17 protein-coding genes and 1 tRNA gene are annotated in these 16,864 nt (G+C 61.1%); 5 read left to right on the top strand and 13 right to left on the bottom strand.

The annotated features are described in order from the left end of the window. Positions 1-5: 5 nt before the first annotated feature. From nadA to AC2FNL_RS11280, 6 genes are all read right to left on the bottom strand, one after another. Positions 6-1,058: a quinolinate synthase NadA gene (gene nadA, locus AC2FNL_RS11305; protein WP_496833663.1), complete on the bottom strand. Its 1,053-nt coding sequence runs from the start codon at positions 1,056-1,058 to the stop codon at positions 6-8. 142 nt (positions 1,059-1,200) lie between these two features. Then, entirely contained in the window at positions 1,201-2,211 is a 1,011-nt protein-coding gene (locus tag AC2FNL_RS11300) for an endonuclease/exonuclease/phosphatase family protein (protein WP_496833782.1), read from the bottom strand. Beyond that, positions 2,211-3,251, bottom strand: coding sequence for an ABC transporter ATP-binding protein (locus AC2FNL_RS11295; RefSeq protein WP_496833661.1), 1,041 nt, complete (start codon positions 3,249-3,251; stop codon positions 2,211-2,213). Before AC2FNL_RS11295 ends, AC2FNL_RS11300 begins: the two co-directional genes overlap by 1 nt. Positions 3,252-3,261: 10 nt before the next feature. Next, entirely contained in the window at positions 3,262-4,146 is an 885-nt protein-coding gene (locus AC2FNL_RS11290) for an ABC transporter permease subunit (protein WP_496833781.1), read from the bottom strand. A 36-nt stretch (positions 4,147-4,182) separates the two neighbouring features. Beyond that, a complete protein-coding gene (locus tag AC2FNL_RS11285; protein WP_093963282.1) occupies positions 4,183-5,064 on the bottom strand; it encodes an ABC transporter permease subunit in 882 nt (293 codons plus the stop codon). 63 nt (positions 5,065-5,127) lie between these two features. Continuing rightward, a complete protein-coding gene (locus AC2FNL_RS11280; RefSeq protein WP_437342520.1) occupies positions 5,128-6,435 on the bottom strand; it encodes an extracellular solute-binding protein in 1,308 nt (435 codons plus the stop codon). A gap of 219 nt (positions 6,436-6,654) precedes the next feature. Between AC2FNL_RS11280 and AC2FNL_RS11275 the strand changes: the two genes are divergently transcribed. Then, positions 6,655-7,668: a LacI family DNA-binding transcriptional regulator gene (locus tag AC2FNL_RS11275; RefSeq protein WP_093963281.1), complete on the top strand. Its 1,014-nt coding sequence runs from the start codon at positions 6,655-6,657 to the stop codon at positions 7,666-7,668. 22 nt (positions 7,669-7,690) lie between these two features. On the opposite strand, the gene AC2FNL_RS11270 is transcribed toward AC2FNL_RS11275, so the two are convergent. From AC2FNL_RS11270 to AC2FNL_RS11245, 6 genes are all read right to left on the bottom strand, one after another. Beyond that, positions 7,691-8,464, bottom strand: a complete 774-nt coding sequence (locus AC2FNL_RS11270; RefSeq protein WP_093963280.1) for a LamB/YcsF family protein — start codon at positions 8,462-8,464, stop codon at positions 7,691-7,693. A gap of 16 nt (positions 8,465-8,480) precedes the next feature. Further along, the gene (locus AC2FNL_RS11265) at positions 8,481-9,497 is read right to left on the bottom strand and encodes a 5-oxoprolinase subunit C family protein (RefSeq protein WP_093963279.1); all 1,017 of its coding nucleotides are present in this window, start codon (positions 9,495-9,497) and stop codon (positions 8,481-8,483) included. Next, positions 9,494-10,222: a 5-oxoprolinase subunit B family protein gene (locus AC2FNL_RS11260; protein WP_093963744.1), complete on the bottom strand. Its 729-nt coding sequence runs from the start codon at positions 10,220-10,222 to the stop codon at positions 9,494-9,496. The genes AC2FNL_RS11265 and AC2FNL_RS11260 overlap by 4 nt, the downstream gene beginning before the upstream one ends. Before the next feature lie 8 nt (positions 10,223-10,230). Continuing rightward, positions 10,231-11,526, bottom strand: a complete 1,296-nt coding sequence (locus tag AC2FNL_RS11255; protein WP_496833658.1) for a TRAP transporter large permease — start codon at positions 11,524-11,526, stop codon at positions 10,231-10,233. A gap of 9 nt (positions 11,527-11,535) precedes the next feature. After that, on the bottom strand, positions 11,536-12,087 hold the full coding sequence (locus tag AC2FNL_RS11250) for a TRAP transporter small permease (protein WP_496833657.1): 552 nt from the start codon (positions 12,085-12,087) through the stop codon (positions 11,536-11,538). A gap of 64 nt (positions 12,088-12,151) precedes the next feature. Beyond that, the gene (locus AC2FNL_RS11245; protein WP_170341620.1) at positions 12,152-13,123 is read right to left on the bottom strand and encodes a TRAP transporter substrate-binding protein; all 972 of its coding nucleotides are present in this window, start codon (positions 13,121-13,123) and stop codon (positions 12,152-12,154) included. Between the two features lie 180 nt (positions 13,124-13,303). Here AC2FNL_RS11245 and AC2FNL_RS11240 point away from each other — a divergent pair, with 180 nt between their 5' ends. The 3 genes from AC2FNL_RS11240 to AC2FNL_RS11230 all read left to right on the top strand — a co-directional run bounded on the left by AC2FNL_RS11240 (position 13,304) and on the right by AC2FNL_RS11230 (position 15,562). Then, complete coding sequence (locus AC2FNL_RS11240) at positions 13,304-13,825, top strand: winged helix DNA-binding protein (protein ID WP_093963275.1); 522 nt, start codon at positions 13,304-13,306, stop codon at positions 13,823-13,825. After that, positions 13,791-14,648 (top strand): class I SAM-dependent methyltransferase, encoded by an 858-nt coding sequence (locus tag AC2FNL_RS11235; RefSeq protein ID WP_496833655.1) that lies wholly within the window; start codon positions 13,791-13,793, stop codon positions 14,646-14,648. Before AC2FNL_RS11240 ends, AC2FNL_RS11235 begins: the two co-directional genes overlap by 35 nt. Positions 14,649-14,719: 71 nt before the next feature. Continuing rightward, positions 14,720-15,562, top strand: coding sequence for an ATP-grasp fold amidoligase family protein (locus AC2FNL_RS11230; RefSeq protein ID WP_496833654.1), 843 nt, complete (start codon positions 14,720-14,722; stop codon positions 15,560-15,562). Positions 15,563-15,612: 50 nt separating this feature from the next. On the opposite strand, the gene AC2FNL_RS11225 is transcribed toward AC2FNL_RS11230, so the two are convergent. Next, positions 15,613-15,697 (bottom strand) — tRNA-Leu (locus AC2FNL_RS11225). 738 nt (positions 15,698-16,435) lie between these two features. Here AC2FNL_RS11225 and AC2FNL_RS11220 point away from each other — a divergent pair. Beyond that, entirely contained in the window at positions 16,436-16,864 is a 429-nt protein-coding gene (locus AC2FNL_RS11220; protein WP_093963272.1) for a hypothetical protein, read from the top strand.

The raw sequence follows: 16,864 nt of genomic DNA, 5'->3' as shown, positions 1-16,864 counted from the left end.
CCCGATCAAATTCCCAGCTTGCGCGACAGGTCGATCATCCGCTGCACCGAAAGGCGCGCTTTTTCCGCCACGTCGGGGTCAACTTCGACCTGTCCGGTCATGGTGTCCAGTGCGTACAGTACCTTTTCCAACGTGATCTTCTTCATGTAGGGGCACATGTTGCAGGGGCCGACGAAATCGACCTGCGGCAGCGCGTCGGCGATGTTCGAGGCCATCGAGCACTCGGTGATCAGCATCGCCTTTTCGGGCTGTTCGTCGGTGACATATTTGATGATGCCGCTGGTCGAACCCGAGAAATCGGCCTCGGCCACAACATCGGGCGGGCATTCGGGATGCGCAATCAGGCGGGTACCCGGGTTCCATTCGCGGAACTCACGCAGGTCCTGCGCCGTGTATTGTTCGTGCACGATGCACGAGCCTTCCCACCAGACCACGTTCTTCTGCGGCACGTCGCGGGCCACGTTCTGCGCCAGGTACTGGTCGGGCGTCATGATGACCGTGTCGCTGTCCATCGCCGCCACGATCTGCGCCGCGTTGGACGACGTGCAGCAGATGTCGGATGCCGCCTTCACCTCGGCCGTGGTGTTCACATAGGACACGACCGGCGCGCCGGGATAGCGGCGGCGCATCTCGGCGATGCCCTCGGCGGTGATCGACTCGGCCAGCGAACAGCCGGCCTCCATGTCGGGCATCAGAACCGTCTTTTCGGGGCTGAGGATCTTTGAGGTCTCGGCCATGAAATGCACGCCGCATTGCACGATCACCTCGGCCTCGACCTCGGTCGCCTTGATGGCCAGCTGCAGGCTGTCGCCGACGAAGTCCGAAATGCCGTGATAGATCTCGGGCGTCATGTAGTTGTGGCCCAGGATCACCGCGTTGCGTTCGGCTTTCAGATCGTTGATCGCCCTGACATAGGGCGCGTAGATCGCCCAATCCGCTGGCGTGACGACACGCGACATGCGGTCGTAGATATCGCTCATGCTGGCGGCCAGCTCGGGCGACGGGGTCAGGTCGAATTTCTCGGCAAGATGCGCGCGCTGCGCGGGGAGGTCAAACACTGGACTGGTTTTCCGCCTGTTGAATAGGTGGCCTCGTTCTTATGGGGTTTCCAAACCGTTTTCCACAGTCGAACCGCGAAAAAACGCCCCGAAATTCATCGGGACGTTGGCCACGTGACCAAATATCGCGGACAGGCCGGAGTCACCCGGCGTCAGGCACTTCAACCGCGCACCAGACACAGTCATGATCCGAGAGCGGCTTGGCGTCAGCGGTCAGCGACGAAAGCAGACCCCGGTCGCGGCAGATCAGCCCCTTGCCGGCGAACCAGTCCAGCTTCATCACCCGGTCCGGGTGCGGCGTGATCAGGCTGGGCCGGGTGGTGTGGCCTTCGGTCGTGAACTCCCAGGAAAAGCCGCGCTGCTCCGCCAAAGCAAACAGGGTTTCCCGGCGCCAGTCGAAATCCGGTGGCAGGTGGTTGCCGGTATTCAGATCGCCACCGATCAGCACCGGCACCCCGGGCGCAAACTCATCGAGCGCATCCAGCAGAAGCTGAAACTGCATATGGCGATGCGCCGCCGCAGCATTGCTTTCCAGATGGGTGGAGACCACGCATACAGGCCCGTTCTCGGTCGCGACTTCTGCAGCAATCGCCATTCGGCCACCCAGCCGCGGTTGTTGCGGATCCGACGCCCCGGACTCGGCCGCAAACCAGTGGCCATGGTCGTCAAGACGGATCATGGCCACGCGTTTGAACGGAACCGAGGACAGAATCGCGTTCCCATGCCACCCGAGGGTGTTGAAATCATCCTTGCAAAAGGCGCGCTCGGTCGGACCGCCCAGATCCAGTTCGTGGAACTCGACCCCAAAAGCGTAGGCCATACCCAGCTTGTCGGCCATTTCGGCCGTCGTGTGACGTTGACCGGTACGGGACATACCGTGGTCCACCTCGGACAGCAAAACGATGTCCGGAGTCACAGCCGCTAGGTGGGCTGCGCTCTCTTCGGGGAAAAGGCAGCGTTCCACATTCCAAGCCGCAGCCGAGAAACGCGCACCCAGAACGTCCCGGGTTGCGTTTCCGCCCAGTTGCACCGCGTTCATCGCCGGTGTCTGCGCCATCAGGGCGCGGTGCGCCTCGGCCGTTCGCGGCGCCGCCAATATGCGGTCTCGAACATCACCCGAGACCGGCGGCAAAGACGACACGATGTCCGTGATCACAGGGCTTTTCCGGTTTCCGGGTGGAACAGGCTGATCGCATCGGGCTTGAGTGCGATCCGCGTTTCTCCGGGCGCGGCTTCGACATCCTTGCCCACGTGGATCGTGAACTCCTGATCGGCCAGACGCCCGTGCAGCAGGCGGTGCGCGCCAAGCTCTTCGATGATGTCGACGTGAAAGGCGATCGAGCCCTCCGCCCCGATCAGTACATCTTCGGGCCGCACACCTACAGTCACCGCGCCGGACCCTTCGGCCGTGGCAAGCACCGTGTCGCCGTTGATCATCACGCGGCCTCCCTCCAGACGTGCGCCGATCAGATTCATCGGCGGAGCACCCATGAAGCTGGCCACGAAGGTCGAGGCCGGGCGGTGATAGATCTCGGCCGGGGTGCCGATCTGTTCGATCCGGCCCGCGTTCATCACAATGATGCGGTCAGCCATGGTCATCGCCTCGACCTGGTCATGGGTGACGTAGATCGAGGTCACGCCCAGACGCCTCTGCAACGCCTTGATCTCGATGCGCATCTGGTTGCGCAGCTTGGCATCCAGGTTCGACAGCGGCTCGTCGAACAGGAACAGCGCCGGATCACGCACGATGGCCCGCCCCATGGCGACCCGCTGGCGCTGACCGCCCGACAGCTGCGAGGGCTTTCGATCCAGAAATTCGTTCAGGTTCAGCATCGAAGCGGCTTCGGCCACCTTGCGGTCGATTTCGTCCTTGGGCGTCTTTCGATTTTTCAGACCATAGGCGATATTCTTGCGCACGGTCATATGCGGGTACAGCGCATAGTTCTGGAACACCATGGCGATATCGCGATCGGCCGGGTCAACATCATTCATGACGCGGCCATTGATCGTCAATTCGCCTTCGGTGATTTCTTCCAGCCCGGCCACCATGCGCAGCAGTGTGGACTTGCCGCAGCCCGACGGGCCGACAAGAACCACGAACTCGCCGTCACCGATGTCGAAACTGGACGGGGTCAGCGCCTCGGCGCCGTTGGGATAGATTTTTCGGATGTTCTTCAGGGATACCTGAGCCATTGATTCTGCCTTACTTGTCGGATTCCGTGAGGCCCTTGACGAACCAGCTTTGGAAAAAGATGACGACCATGACCGGGGGGATGATGGCGATGATCGCCAGCAGGTTGGCCCGGCCGTATTCGGGAATGCGGTTGCCCTCCAGCACCTGCGTGATCTGCTTGATCCCGCGCACCAGGGTGAACATGTCCTCTTCGGTGGTGATCATGGTGGGCCACAGGTACTGGTTCCACCCGAACACGAACATGATGATGAACATCGCCGCAATCATGGTACGCGACAGCGGCACCAGGATGTCGATGAAGAATTTCACCGGGCCGGCGCCATCGATACGCGCGGCCTCGACCAGTTCTTCGGGGACCGAGCGGAAGAATTGCCGGAAGAAGAACGTGGCCGTGGCCGAGGCGATCAGCGGGATGATGAGGCCCTGATAGGTGTTCAGCATCCCCAGTTTCTGCACCACTTCGTACGAGGGCAGAATGCGCACCTCGAGCGGCAGCAACAACGTGGTGAAGATCACCCAGAAGGCCAGCGTGGCGAAGCGCAGACGGAAATACACGATCGCATAGGCCGCCATCATGCCGATGATGATCTTGCCGAGGGCAAAACCGATGCCCAGGATGAACGAGTTCTTGAGCATGTTCATGCCCGTGTTCTGGCCGGAAAATCCCGAGGCCTCGAACATTGCCTTCTGGAAGTTGGGGGCAAGTTGGTCCCCGATCGTCAGGCTGGGTCCGGTCTTGATAACCTCGACATCCGGAACGGTCGTCATCTGGAAGATCATCAGCAGCGGCAGCATCATGAACAACGAGCCGACGATCAGGATCGCGTGATCAAGGATCGTGGACAGTCGGATGCCGCGCTTTCGCGTTTGGGTGGGTGAAGTGGCGGACGCCATCGCAGGGGTATGTGCTTCGGTCATTGTCTGCCCTCCTTACGTGTAGTGGATGCGGCGTTCGACCAGCCGGAACTGGAACACCGTCAAGGCCAGAACCAGCACCATCAGAACAACCGACTGCGCCGAGCTGCCACCCAGATCGTTGCCTCGGAAGCCGTCCACGTAAACCTTGTAGACCAGCGTCATCGGGTTGTTGCCCGGCTCACCCTTCACCATCGTGTCGATCACACCGAAAGTATCAAACAATGCGTAGGTGATATTGATGATCAGCAGGAAAAACCCGGTCGGCGCCAACAGGGGGAAAGTCACGTCCCAGAACCGGCCCGTGGACGAGCGGTTGTCGATCAAAGCCGCCTCACGCACCGATCGCGGAATCGATTGCAGGCCAGACAGAAAGAAGATGAAGTTCACCGGAACCTGTTTCCAGACCGAAACGATAACCATCGCCGTGGCGGTGTCATTGAAATTCACGCCCAGTTTGAAATCCCACCCGATCGAACGCGCCAGTTCGGTCAATGGTCCCCAGCTCTGGTTGAACAGGATCAGGCCGATGAAACCCGCCACTGGCGGCGCCACAGCATAGACCCACATCAGCAGCGTGCGATAGGTCTTGGCGCCGCGCAGCACATTGTCGGCCTTCACCGCCAGCAACAACGCAATCGACAGCGAAAAGAAGGTCACCAGAACGGTGAAGATCACCGTGAACCAGGCAATGCTGAGGTATTCGGAATTCCCGGCAAGGTCGCTGTAGTTGTCCAGCCCGACGAAGGTCGACCCAAACCCGAACGGATCCTGAAGGAAGAACGAAGACTGCACCGCGTGAGCGGCAGGCCAGTAGAAAAAGACCGCGATGATCAACAGCTGCGGCAACAGCAGTAGAACCGGCAGCCAGCGAGTGGAAAAACCAGCGCGTTTCATGAAAACTCCGAAAAAGGGAGGACGGTCGCACTTCTGCGACCGCCCGTTTCTTGGCGAGTGGGATCAGCCCTGGGTTTTTGCGAAACGTTCGAGCAGACCGTTGGCTTCGTCCTCGATTGCCTTGAAGGCGTCCTCGACCGAGGTTTCACCAGTCAGGATCCGGCCATATTCGCGGTTCATCACGTCGCGGATCTGGACGTAGAAGCCCATGCGATAGCCCTTTGTGTTCTCACCCGCAGGCAGCGACAGCTGCTTGATGCCGACCTCGGCCGCCGGGGCACGGTCATAGTGACCATCGCCCTTCGCCATTTCATAGGCGGCGGTGGTGATCGGAACATAGCCGGTCTCGCGGTGCCACATGTACTGGGTTTCGGGCTTGGTCAGGAACTCGAAGAATGCCGCGGTGGCCTTGTTTTCCTCGTCGCTCTTGCCGGCCATCGCGAACAGGGCCGCGCCGCCGATGAAGGTCTGCTTGGGCTCTTTGGTCACCGCCTCCCAATAGGGCAGGAAGGTGGCCGAAAACTCAAACGGCAGATCCTTCTTGGACAGGCCGCCGAACGAACCGGACGAACCCAGCCAGATGGCAACCTTGCCTTCTTCGAACGGGGTCTGGTTGTCGCTCCAGCCGGTGCCGTACCATTCGAAGAACCCGTTGTCTTTCCAGTCTTTGACGGCGCTGAAATGTGCCTTGATCGCGTCGTTGTTGACAAGAATCTTGGTGCCGTCAGCGCCTTCATAGCCGTTGTCGTTGGTGGCAAACGGCAGGTCGTGGCGCGAATGGAAGTTCTCGGTGAAGATCCAGGGCAGATGCGACTGCGACAGGCCGATATAGCCGGCCTCTTTCAGCGCCGGGGCCGTCACGGTCTGGAACTCTTCCCAGGTTTTCGGCGGCGTCACACCCGCTTTTTCCAGCGCATCGACGTTGTAATACATGATGGGCGAGGACGAGTTGAACGGCATCCCGATCATCTTGCCGTCGCTGTCGGCATAAAAGTAGCGAACACCCGAGATATAGTCCTCGATGTCGAACGCAACGCCGTTCTGCTCCAGCAGGTCCTGAACCGGAACAGTCGCGCCCTTGGCGCCAATCACGGTGGCGGCGCCGGCGTCGAATACCTGCAGGACGTTGGGCTGTTCACCCGCACGGAATGCGGCGATGCCGGCAGTCAGAGTCTCTTCATACGTACCCTTGAAAACCGGCGTGATCTTGTAGTCGTCCTGGGACGCGTTGAAATCCTCGGCAATCTGGTTGACGGTGTCACCCAGGGCTCCTCCCATGGCGTGCCACCACGTAATCTCGACTTCGGCCGAGACCGTATTCGCCATCATCGCGAACGCGGCAGCAGCAGCACATGTTTTGACGTTTATCATGTAGTTCCTCCGATTCATGTTGCGCCCCTACGGGCGGGCCAAAGCCCTGGAAACTATGGGGTATTTTCCCCGATGACATATTTCACATCCAGAAAAAGGCTGACACCTTTCGCAAAATGTGCACACGTGTTCACTAGCTTCCAACCGTGACAGTTTGATGAAAGATTCGATTCATTGCAAGAATGTTGAAACCCTCTGAAAAGGCGAAACGCCAACCGCATGTGTAGCGATAGAAACAAGGACGCAAAACGCCCCCGGCGCGCAACGGCCCAGACCGTTGCGGACCTTGCGGGCGTCTCGCGTTCAGCTGTTTCGCGCGCTTTCACGCCCGGAGCCTACGTCGATTCCGAGAAGCGTCGACGTATCCTGAAGATCGCGGCCGATACAGGGTATCAACCGAATGCACTGGCGGCTGGCCTCAAGGCCGGGCAATCAAATTTGGTCGCCGTCTTCGTCGGCAACATGCGCAGCCCCTACGACTCGGCCTTTGTCGGTGAACTGGCCCAAGCCCTGAGCGGGTTGAAGAAATGGCCCATTCTGATCGACCGAACCGGCGCCAACACGGATCAGGCGCTGCGAGAGCTGCTGCGCTATCCGTTGGACGCATTGATTCTGCGCGGCGGCAGCATGTCCGAAGAAATCGTGGACAGATGTGCGCGCTTCGGCATCCCGATGATCTCGTCAGGCCGTCCCGTCCAAGGGCCCCGTGTCGACAATGTCTGCTGCCGCAATGCCGATGGCATGACCATGATCACCGACTTGCTGATCAGCAGGGGACGGCGCCGGTTCGGGTTTCTCAGCGGGCCCGAGGAGTTCTACTCGTCTTCGCGGCGCCGCGCCGGGGTTCTCCAGGCGCTGGATCGGGCGGGGCTTGACCTCGTGGCCGAACACCCGACTGATTACTCGGTCGACAGCGGATACGGCGCCGCGCGCAGCCTGCTGTCCCGCGCCTCTCTGGATGCGCTTGTCTGCGCCAATGACGCCACGGCGATCGGGGCGCTATCGGCTGCGCGCGATCTGTCTCTGAACGTTCCCGGCGATTTGGCGATTGTTGGTTTCGACGACATCGCCATGGCGAAATGGCCGACATTCCGCCTGACGACAGTCCGGAACCCCATCGACGCCGCCGTTGACGCGATCATCGCGCTGCTGGAGCGTAGGCTGGTCGATCCCGGCCGTCCCGAAGAGAGTATCTTTTTGGACCCCAGCGTCATCGAACGCGAGACGCATTGAACAGCTGCGTCAATCGAGAGGCCTAGGCAGGGCCACCGGCGAACTGCTTGAGTTCCACGCCGCTCTCCTGCAGGGCACGGCGGACACCGGCCGCAATTGAAACGGCCGTCGGCGTGTCTCCGTGCAGGCAGATCGTGTCGATGCGGGTCGGGATATGCTTGCCGCTTTCGGTGATGATCGCCCCGGCCTTGACCATCTTGACCATGCGCGCGGCGGCCCGATCAGGGTCGTGGATCACCGCGCCGGGCAGGCTGCGGTCGACCAGCGTGGCGTCATCGTTGTAGGCGCGATCGGCAAAGATCTCGCAGGCCACCGGACAGCCCAGTTCGCGAGCAGCGCGCTGCTGGGCGGTTCCGGCCAGAACCATGATGATCAGATCCGGGGCAACCGAAAGCGCCGCCTCATAGCACGCCCGCGCCATCGCCTGATCCTCGGACGCCATGTTGGCCAGCGCGCCGTGCAATTTCAGATGACGCACCTGCCCTCCGGCCGCCCGTGCCATCGCCTGCGCCGCGCCGACCTGATAGCGGATCAGGTTCTGCAGCGACGGCAGGGGATAGTGCATCCGCTGACGCCCAAAGCCGTGCAGATCGGCAAAGCCGGGATGCGCGCCGATGCCCACGCCGTTTTCGACCGCCTGCGCCATCGTCGTGGCCATCACGTCCCAATCACCCGCATGAATCCCGCAGGCCACGTTGGCCGACGTCACGATCTTCAGCAGCGCCGCGTCATCGCCCATTTTCCAGGGGCCAAAGCTTTCGCCCATATCGGCATTCAGATCGACTTGATGTGCCATGGCACAGGCTCCTTTTCTACAAAACGTCCTCTTCGCGGGCGATGGCGCCGCTGATCAGTTGATAGGATAGAAGGTCGGACATGCTGCGCGGATCGCGGATCAGCGGGCGCAGCGCCCGGGGCAGCGCGGCGCGAGCCTGGGCGGCGGCGCGCTCGGCCGCCACCGCTTCGTCCAGCGACACGAAGCGGAACCTCAGGTCGGCCCCGGCCGGGGCCTGCGCCACCTTGGGCAGGTCGCAGGGCAGAACGGTGCCGATGCGGGGATAGCCGCCCGTTGTCTGGCATTCGGCCATCAGCACGAAGGGCGTGCCGTCGCCGGTGACCTGGATGTCACCCGGCACGATGGTTTCCGAGAGCACGCTGCGCCCGCCCGAGACATGAAAACCCGGTCCGTCGCTTTCCAGCCGCACGCCCATGCGGTTGGCGCGCGCGTCCCGACGGAACGCGGTGGCTTGCAGCCGCTCCAGAACGTCTGGGGCGAACAGGTCAGTCTGGAAGCTGGCCACGATGCGGATTTCCCCGCCCGAAAACCGGTCGTCAGGGTCGAAGGTCATCCCGGTTGCACCGCCCGCGTCCGGGCCGATCGCCAGCCGGTCCCCTGCCTTCAGCAGAGCACCGATCCCCGCCGTCAGATGCGCCGAACAAGCGCCCAGAACCGGATCGCCCTGAACCCCGCCGCCGACGCTGAGATATCCATAGCTGCCGGCCACGGCTGGTCCGATGCTCAACCGCGCGCCCGCAGGCAGCAGGTGCGAGGCGTTCCAGACCGCGGTCGCGCCATCGATCTGCGCCCGCATCCGGGCGCCTGTCAGAGCGATGCGCAGGTCCTGATCAGCCTGGAACTCGCCGCCCATCCCGGCCATTTCCACGGCGGCAAGACTGTCGGGCTGCCCCAGCAACGCCGCGCCTTCGGCCAGGGCAAGGCGGTCTACTGCACCGCCGCGCGACAGGCCCATGTCCAGATATCCGGGCCGCCCCATGTCCTGCACCGTCAGGCCGGGCCCGGCGCGCAAAATGGTCAGATGCGCGCTCATGCCAGCGCCTCGCAACTGGCGCCGCCGCGCGGATCGCTGCGCATCCGCGCCAGCGTTTCCGGGTCGGTGGGCGTGAACTGCACCTCATCCCCGGGGCGCAAAAGGAAAGGTTCGGGAACATCCGGCTGGAACAGACGGATGGCGGTCTGGCCCACATGCTGCCAGCCGGTCGGCGTGGTGACCGAGAACAGCACAAGCTGCCGCAGCGCCACCGCCAGCGCGCCTTCGGGCACGCGCGGGGTCAATTCTTTTTGCCTGGGGATGTCCCAGGCGGGCGGCAATTCACCCAGATAAGGCTGGCCGGGGGCAAAGCCGATGGTTTGCACCCGCACCCGCGCCTGGGAAAGCGACCGGACCGCCTCGGCCTCGGACAGGCCCGCCGCCTGCGCCGCCTGCCCCAGCTGCGGCGCCAAATCCGTACCGAAGACGGTGGGCACCCGCCAGAACCTGCGCCCGCCGGGCAAGTCGGCCGCGTACCAGTCGCGCTGGTCCAGCAGCGCCTGCACCTGCTGGTGCAACGCGGCATGCGACATGTGCAGCGGATCGAACCGGACGAAGGCCGAGACCAGCGAGGACGAGGTTTCCTCGACCCCTGCCCAGCTTTCCGCCTCGAGCGCGGCGCGAAAGGCCAGCGCAGCCCGGTTGGCCGGTTCGCTGAGTGCGGCGGCAAAGCTGATCAGCAGCCCGTCCACCCCGGCGGTTCGTATGATCGGAAAATCCTGCATCGCCCCCGTCACATCTGGTTCGGCAGATAGGTCACGATGCCGGGGAAAACCACGATGATCACCAGCGCCACGATCATCAGGAAGAAGAACGGCAGCGCCGCATGGGCCACCCGCAGGATGTCGCGCCCGGTCAGTGATTGCAGCACGAACAGGTTGAAACCGACGGGCGGGGTGATCTGCGACATCTCGACCACGATCACCAGGAAGATGCCGAACCACAGCGGGTCGATCCCCGCCTGCATCACCATCGGCATGATGACCGACGCCGTCAGCACCACAACCGAGATGCCGTCAAGGAAGCATCCCATGATCACGAAGAACACGGTCAGCGCCGCCAGCAGCGTGAAGGTGGACAGGCCCAGCGACCCGATCCATTCCGCCAGCACGCGCGGGATGCCGGTAAAGCCCATCGCCACGGTCAGGAACGAGGCCCCTGCAAGAATGAAGGCGATCATGCACGAGGTCACGGTGGCCCCCATCAGCCCGTCGACGAAGCTTGCGCGGGTCAATGTGCCCTCGCGCCAGGACAGCATCAGCGCCAGCACCACGCCCACGGCGGCCGCATCGGTGGGCGAGGCGATCCCGGCATAGATCGAGCCGATCACACCGACGATCAGCAGGATCACCGGCACCAGTCGGCGCGAACGGCGCAGTTTTTCCACGAAACTCGCGCGGATGTCCTCGGTGGGCAGGTTGGCGCGGTTGATCAGCGCCCAGATTGCGACATAGCCCACGAACAGCCCCACCAACAGCAGTCCCGGCAGAACTCCGGCCACGAACAGGCGGGCGATGGATTGCTCGGTCGCCACGCCATAGACGATCAGGATGATCGACGGCGGGATCAGCAGGCCCAGCGTGGCCGAGCCGGCCAGCGTGCCGATGATCATCTTCTCGGGATAGCCGCGGCGCGAGAGTTCCGGGATCGACAGTTTGCCGATGGTGGCTGCGGTGGCCGCCGAAGACCCCGACACAGCCGCAAAGATCCCGCAGGCAAAGACGTTCACATGCAGCAACTGCCCCGGCAGCCGGTTCATCCAGGGCGACAGGCCTGTAAACATGTCTTCGGACAGGCGCGAGCGGAACAGGATCTCGCCCATCCAGATGAACAGCGGCAGTGCCGCCAAAGCCCAGGAGTTGCTGTGCCCCCACAAGGTTGTGGCCATGACCAGCCCCAGCGGCGCATCGGAGAACAGCGCCATCGCCGCGATCCCGACCCCCAGCAGCGAAAACGCCACCCAAAGGCCAGACCCCAGAAAGGCGAACAGCAGAACAAGAAGAATGATGGAAAGCGTGGCAATCGACATCTGCTGGCCCTATTCGCTCAGAAGGTTTTCGCCCTTGCCGTCCCAGCTGGGCGCGCGGCCCGCTAGCAGACCGACCAGCTCGTCGATCAGGGCAAGTGTCAGGATGGCCAGCCCCAGCAGGACCGGCATCTGCACGATCCACAACGGCACCGACACCATGCCGGGGCTGCGGTCGCCATATTCCAGAGATTCCAACACCAGCAGGCCCAGATACCAGGTGGCAAAGGCGCTCATGGCCAGGGCAATCGTCACCACACAGATCTCGGTCAAGCGGCGCTGCCCCTTGGGCATTCGCCCGATCAGCAGCGTCACCCGGATATGCCCGCCGGCGCGCAGCGCATAGGCCAGCGCCAGAAAGCTGGATGCGGCCAGAAAAAAACCGGTGAAGTCGGCATAGGACGGGATGGTCAGACCCACGCCCTGCCCGGTCAGCGCGGCCCAGATCTTGTCGGCCAGGTTCAACCCGACCTGCGCAAAGACCAGCACGACGATGGCCAGAATGAACAGCGCCGCCAATCCGCCGGCCGCACGATAGATGAAATCAAGACTGCACCGCAGCATCGCTATCCCCTCCCCTTGTTGTCGAACCCGGCCGGACGTTTGGCACCCGGCCGGGTCGGATCGTTTACTGCTGATAGGCCTGCAGCAACGCAGCGCCCGAGTCGCCGGCTTCGGCGGTCCAGTTCTCGAGCATCTGCGCACCGATCGCGCGCAGGCCGGCCATCAGCTCTTCGGACGGCTGCACCACGGTGATGCCGTTTTCCTGCAGAACCGCGGTCTGCTTGGCGGTCTCGGCCTGGCTCATCTCCCAGCCGCGGGCTTCGGCGGCGGCGGCGGCCTCCAACACGGCGGCTTGAGTCGCGTCATCCAGACGGCGGAAGGCGCGCTTGTTCACCACGACCACGTTCTTGGGAATCCAGGCCTGGATGTCTGTGTAATGGGTCAGGAAGTCCCACGCCTTCGAGTTCACCCCGGTCGAGGGCGAGGTGATCATCGCTTCGACCCGGCCGGTGCTGAAGGCCTGCGGAATGTCCGGAACCTCGACCTGCGTGGGTGCGGCCCCCGCAAGGTTGGCGAATTCTTCCAGCGTAGCGTTGTAGGTTCGGAACTTCAGGCCCGCCAAGTCATCCACGCTGTTGATTTCCTTGGTCGTGTACAAGCCCTGCGGTGGCCACGGCACGGCGTACAGCACCATCATGCCCTGCTCGTCCAGCAGACCGTTTATCACGTCTTTCTGTGCCGCCCAAAGCTTTTGGGCGTCGTCATAGTTGGTGGCCAGGAATGGCAGCGAATCCGCGCCGAAGGCCGGGTTGTCATTGGCCAGCAGCGACAGGAAGAACTCTCCGACGGGCACCTGGCCGCTGCGGACTGCCTTGCTGATCTCGGGGTGCTTGAACAGCGACCCTGCGGAATGGACCTTGATTTCAAGGGCGCCGTCGGTGGCCGCGGCCACGTCCTTGGCGAAATCGTGGATGTTCACGGTATGGAAGGTGGCATCCGGATAGGGCGTCGGCATGTCCCAGGTCTCGGCCTGCACCTGCATGGCCAACCCGGCCAGCGCGGCAACCGCGCCACCGGCAATCTTCATCAGTTTCATTTTGGCTCTCCCTGCTTGAGTACTCGCAGAAGCTGACTCAACGTTTGCGATTTGTCAACGTTTTGTTATCGTTTTGACCGAAACGCTGCAGAGTCCAAAGGTCAGCACGTTGAAAACACACGCACTCCATGCCAAAACACTGATAATTTCTCAGCGTTTTGCAGATCAAAAGGCCGCAACATGACCGATTCTTCCCCCGACACGCGCCGCATCGTTTCCTCTCGCCACTTGGCCGAGGGCGAAGGCTGGGAACTGTCCGAACTCGAATTCGGCCTGATCATTGTCTACAACGCGTTCTCCCGCTGGATGACCCGCTGCATGGCCGCAGCTGGTCAGGCCGATCTGGGACCGCTCGACATCCTGATCCTGCACAATGTCAATCACCGCGGCCGCGACAAGCGCTTGACGGACATCTGCTTTCTTCTGAACATCGAGGACAGCCACACCGTGAACTACGCCCTGCGGAAACTGCTGAAGGCCGGTCTTCTGACGTCGGAAAAGCGCGGCAAAGAGGTGTTCTACCGCACCTCACCCGAGGGCGTGGAGCTATGCGACGCCTACCGGAAAGTTCGCCAGCAGTGCCTGCTGGAAGGGCTGTCAGCCACCGACCTGTCGGGCCCGGATCTGAGGGACCTGGCCCGCGACCTGCGCGCCCTGTCCGGCCATTATGATCAAGCCAGCCGCGCGGCGGCATCTTTGTAGCCAGTCGGCAAAGCCCCGCGGCCAAGGCCTGTTGCATCGATCCCTTCGAGACTTTAGGCCAAGTACAACCAACCCGGAGGACCCGATGCTCACGAATTTTGGCTGGAAGTCGTTGAAACTGTTTTTGTCCAAAAAGCAACGTGAAGAAACGAAAGTCTATCGCCTGCTCAGCGACACATTCGGCCACTATCGCTCTTTGGTCGAAGGCCGGCCGGTTGATGCCCAAGGGGCCGAGATTCCATGGTATTGCTATCCGGCTATCGAATTTCTGGATGGCCTCGAGTTGTCCGGGCTGAGTGTGTTCGAATATGGAAGCGGAAACTCCTCGGCCTTTTTTGCGTCCCGCGGGGCGGTGGTGACGGCCATCGAACATGACAGGGAGTGGTTCGAAATCACTTCGCAGCGTTTGGCCGGACTGGATGGCTTTGCGATACATCACGCGACCGAAGCCAAAGAGTATGCAGAGCGCCCTGAAATCAACGATGCGGATCTGGTGGTGATAGACGGAACGCACCGCGTACCTTGTGTCGACTTTGTTACCGCCGAGATCGGGGCAGGACGCGCGAAACCAGCCCTCATAGTGTTCGACAATTCAGATTGGTACCCGGAGACGATCTCGCGCCTGGAACACGCGCTGGGTTGGTGGCGGGTTGATTTCTGTGGGTTCACGCCAATCAACACATACACCCAAGCGACTACCGTTTTTCTCAATCCGGAACGCAATATTCGCAGGCTCGGCCCGATCCAGCCGACCGGTGGCCACAAGAAAATCTCGATCGAAGAGCTTGGCCAACACGGGAAAGGCCGCCCAGCACCTCAATAAATGAAATCACCATGACACACCTTCTTCGCAGACTTCGTCGACGCCTCATACTCGATCTGTTCCGATACCCGGTGCGCTACGCCCCCTACAACGATTGGGGCGACAAGCTTGCACTCTGGTACTGGTTCTTCGTTCAGCATGACCGCTTTCCCAGCTCCAAGATGATTTTCAATGACGTGCTGTACCGATTGAAAACAACCGATGCCATGGTCCGGCCGGATCGGGTCGCTACATCTGACAAGGAATTGGTCAAGGAATTCGCCATCCCGCTGATCGGTGCTGACCATGTCGTTCCGACTTTGGCCGTTCTGCGAACCGAGGCAGAGATCGACAACTACGAGTTTCCTACCCCTTGCGTGGTCAAACCGACTCAAGGCTGCGGAGGCATTCATTTCCTGTTCCCCGGCGATACGCCCGACCGATCGTTGATGAAGTCTCAGCTGGCCGAGAACTACTATTACCAATATCGCGAGAGGAACTACAGAGACCTGCAGGGAAAGCTCATCGTTGAGCCGATGCTTTTTGCCGGACAGCCCGTCAACGACTACAAGGTTTTCTGCTGGCGCGGGGAGCCGCGCTGCATATTGTACGCAAACGACCGCCACCACGAGTTCTACCGCGTACTATTCGACACGGATTGGACAGAATTGCCGATTCCGCTAAGCCCTGCAGTGCAAGATCGCCCCCAGCCACCACGGCCCGACAGACTTGATGAGATGCTGCAAGCCGCCGCCAAACTGTCCAAACCCTTCGACTTTGTCCGCATCGACTTCTACGCCGACCCTGAAAGAGTGCTGCTCGGTGAAATCACCCACCTGCACAACGGCGGCAACGAACAGTTTGCCAGCCTTGAAGATGAGCTTGCATTGTCTCGCCATATCTTCGGTTCGATTGACCCGAAAAAGACCGTTTGATGCGAAAACGCGGCCGAGACGTTTGATTCAACGGTCGCTCTTGGAACAAGTGGTGCGGGTGGAGGGACTTGAACCCCCACGCCTTGCGGCGCCAGAACCTAAATCTGGTGCGTCTACCAATTTCGCCACACCCGCAACACGGCGCCGACGCGCCGAATGGAAGGGCTGATAACAAACCTTTTGGACAAGCGCGAGAGGGAATCTTGCCGTCTGCGGCGGAATATTGACCCCCGTTGGGAAACAATGGAAATGACCAAGGCGAGGGGAAGATCGACCCGCGCAACGGCGCAAGAATGTGTGGCATCCGGCTTCCCGGTTTATTTTTAACGCCAAATGGAATTCATAACGCTGAGACCCGTCGTTTTCGGAACGAAACAAAACGCCATAATTGTTCTGTTTTTGGACACATTCCCAAATTTTCGAAAATTACCAAATTCTCGCTGACGTTGTGGATCGCATGGGGGCGCCTAGACCACCGTTATCAACCCCACCCTGCGCCCAAAGCAATGCGGTCCCTCCTCCTTCTGCCGAGACGCGCACTCAGCCTTCGATTCGCCTTCCTATTTTTCGTATATTTTTCTAATATTTATCCATCGATCGAGATCATCACGACAACCCAAATTGCACGCAAAAACACACCCCGAATTCATACCCAGCGGTCTTGTCTGTCTTGATCAATACATCCTGAAGTTGCGGCATTGTCATGCAACGACCACCATAATTGCGCCACATTTCAAACGCCAAAATATCTCAATCACGTCAAAATAACACCGTGATGAAGGTAATTCTGTCTACCAAGGAGTTAATGAGTCTTTTTCGCCTTTTTGGCACCGTACGAGTTTTTTGCTCAACTCCAGTACAAGGGTCTCAGTCGTGACCGAACAGATCAACTCCGCTGCCACCGAGCAAGACGTCGTCTTTCTTGCAAGAGAAAGCTTTGTCGGCGAGCTCAAAAACCTCAACCAGCAATTCCCGAACACGGGTTTCGGCATCGCCCTGAAGACACATGAGGGCAACGAATACCTGTTGGCTAATGCGCGAATGCCCCTTCCATCGGCCAAATCCAATGGGTTCCCGACCGGACGTCGGGTCGCGCGCCTGGACAATGGAACCCGCTTCAGCTCGATCGAAGTGCTGGCCGATTCGCGTGCCTTCGATACCATCTCGCCCGGAACCGAGGCCGAGATGCTGGGCAACGCTCTCGAACTGATCGCCCGGATCGACAGCTTTTCAGGCATGGCGCCTGCCAGTTTGACGGAATCCGGGCATACCCAAATCGCTGCAACCGGAACCGGAGGCTGA

Source organism: Ruegeria sp. CRTD044, from assembly GCF_059613485.1.
Note: the sequence above shows the minus strand (reverse complement) of the source record. Positions and strands in the feature narration are given on the sequence as shown.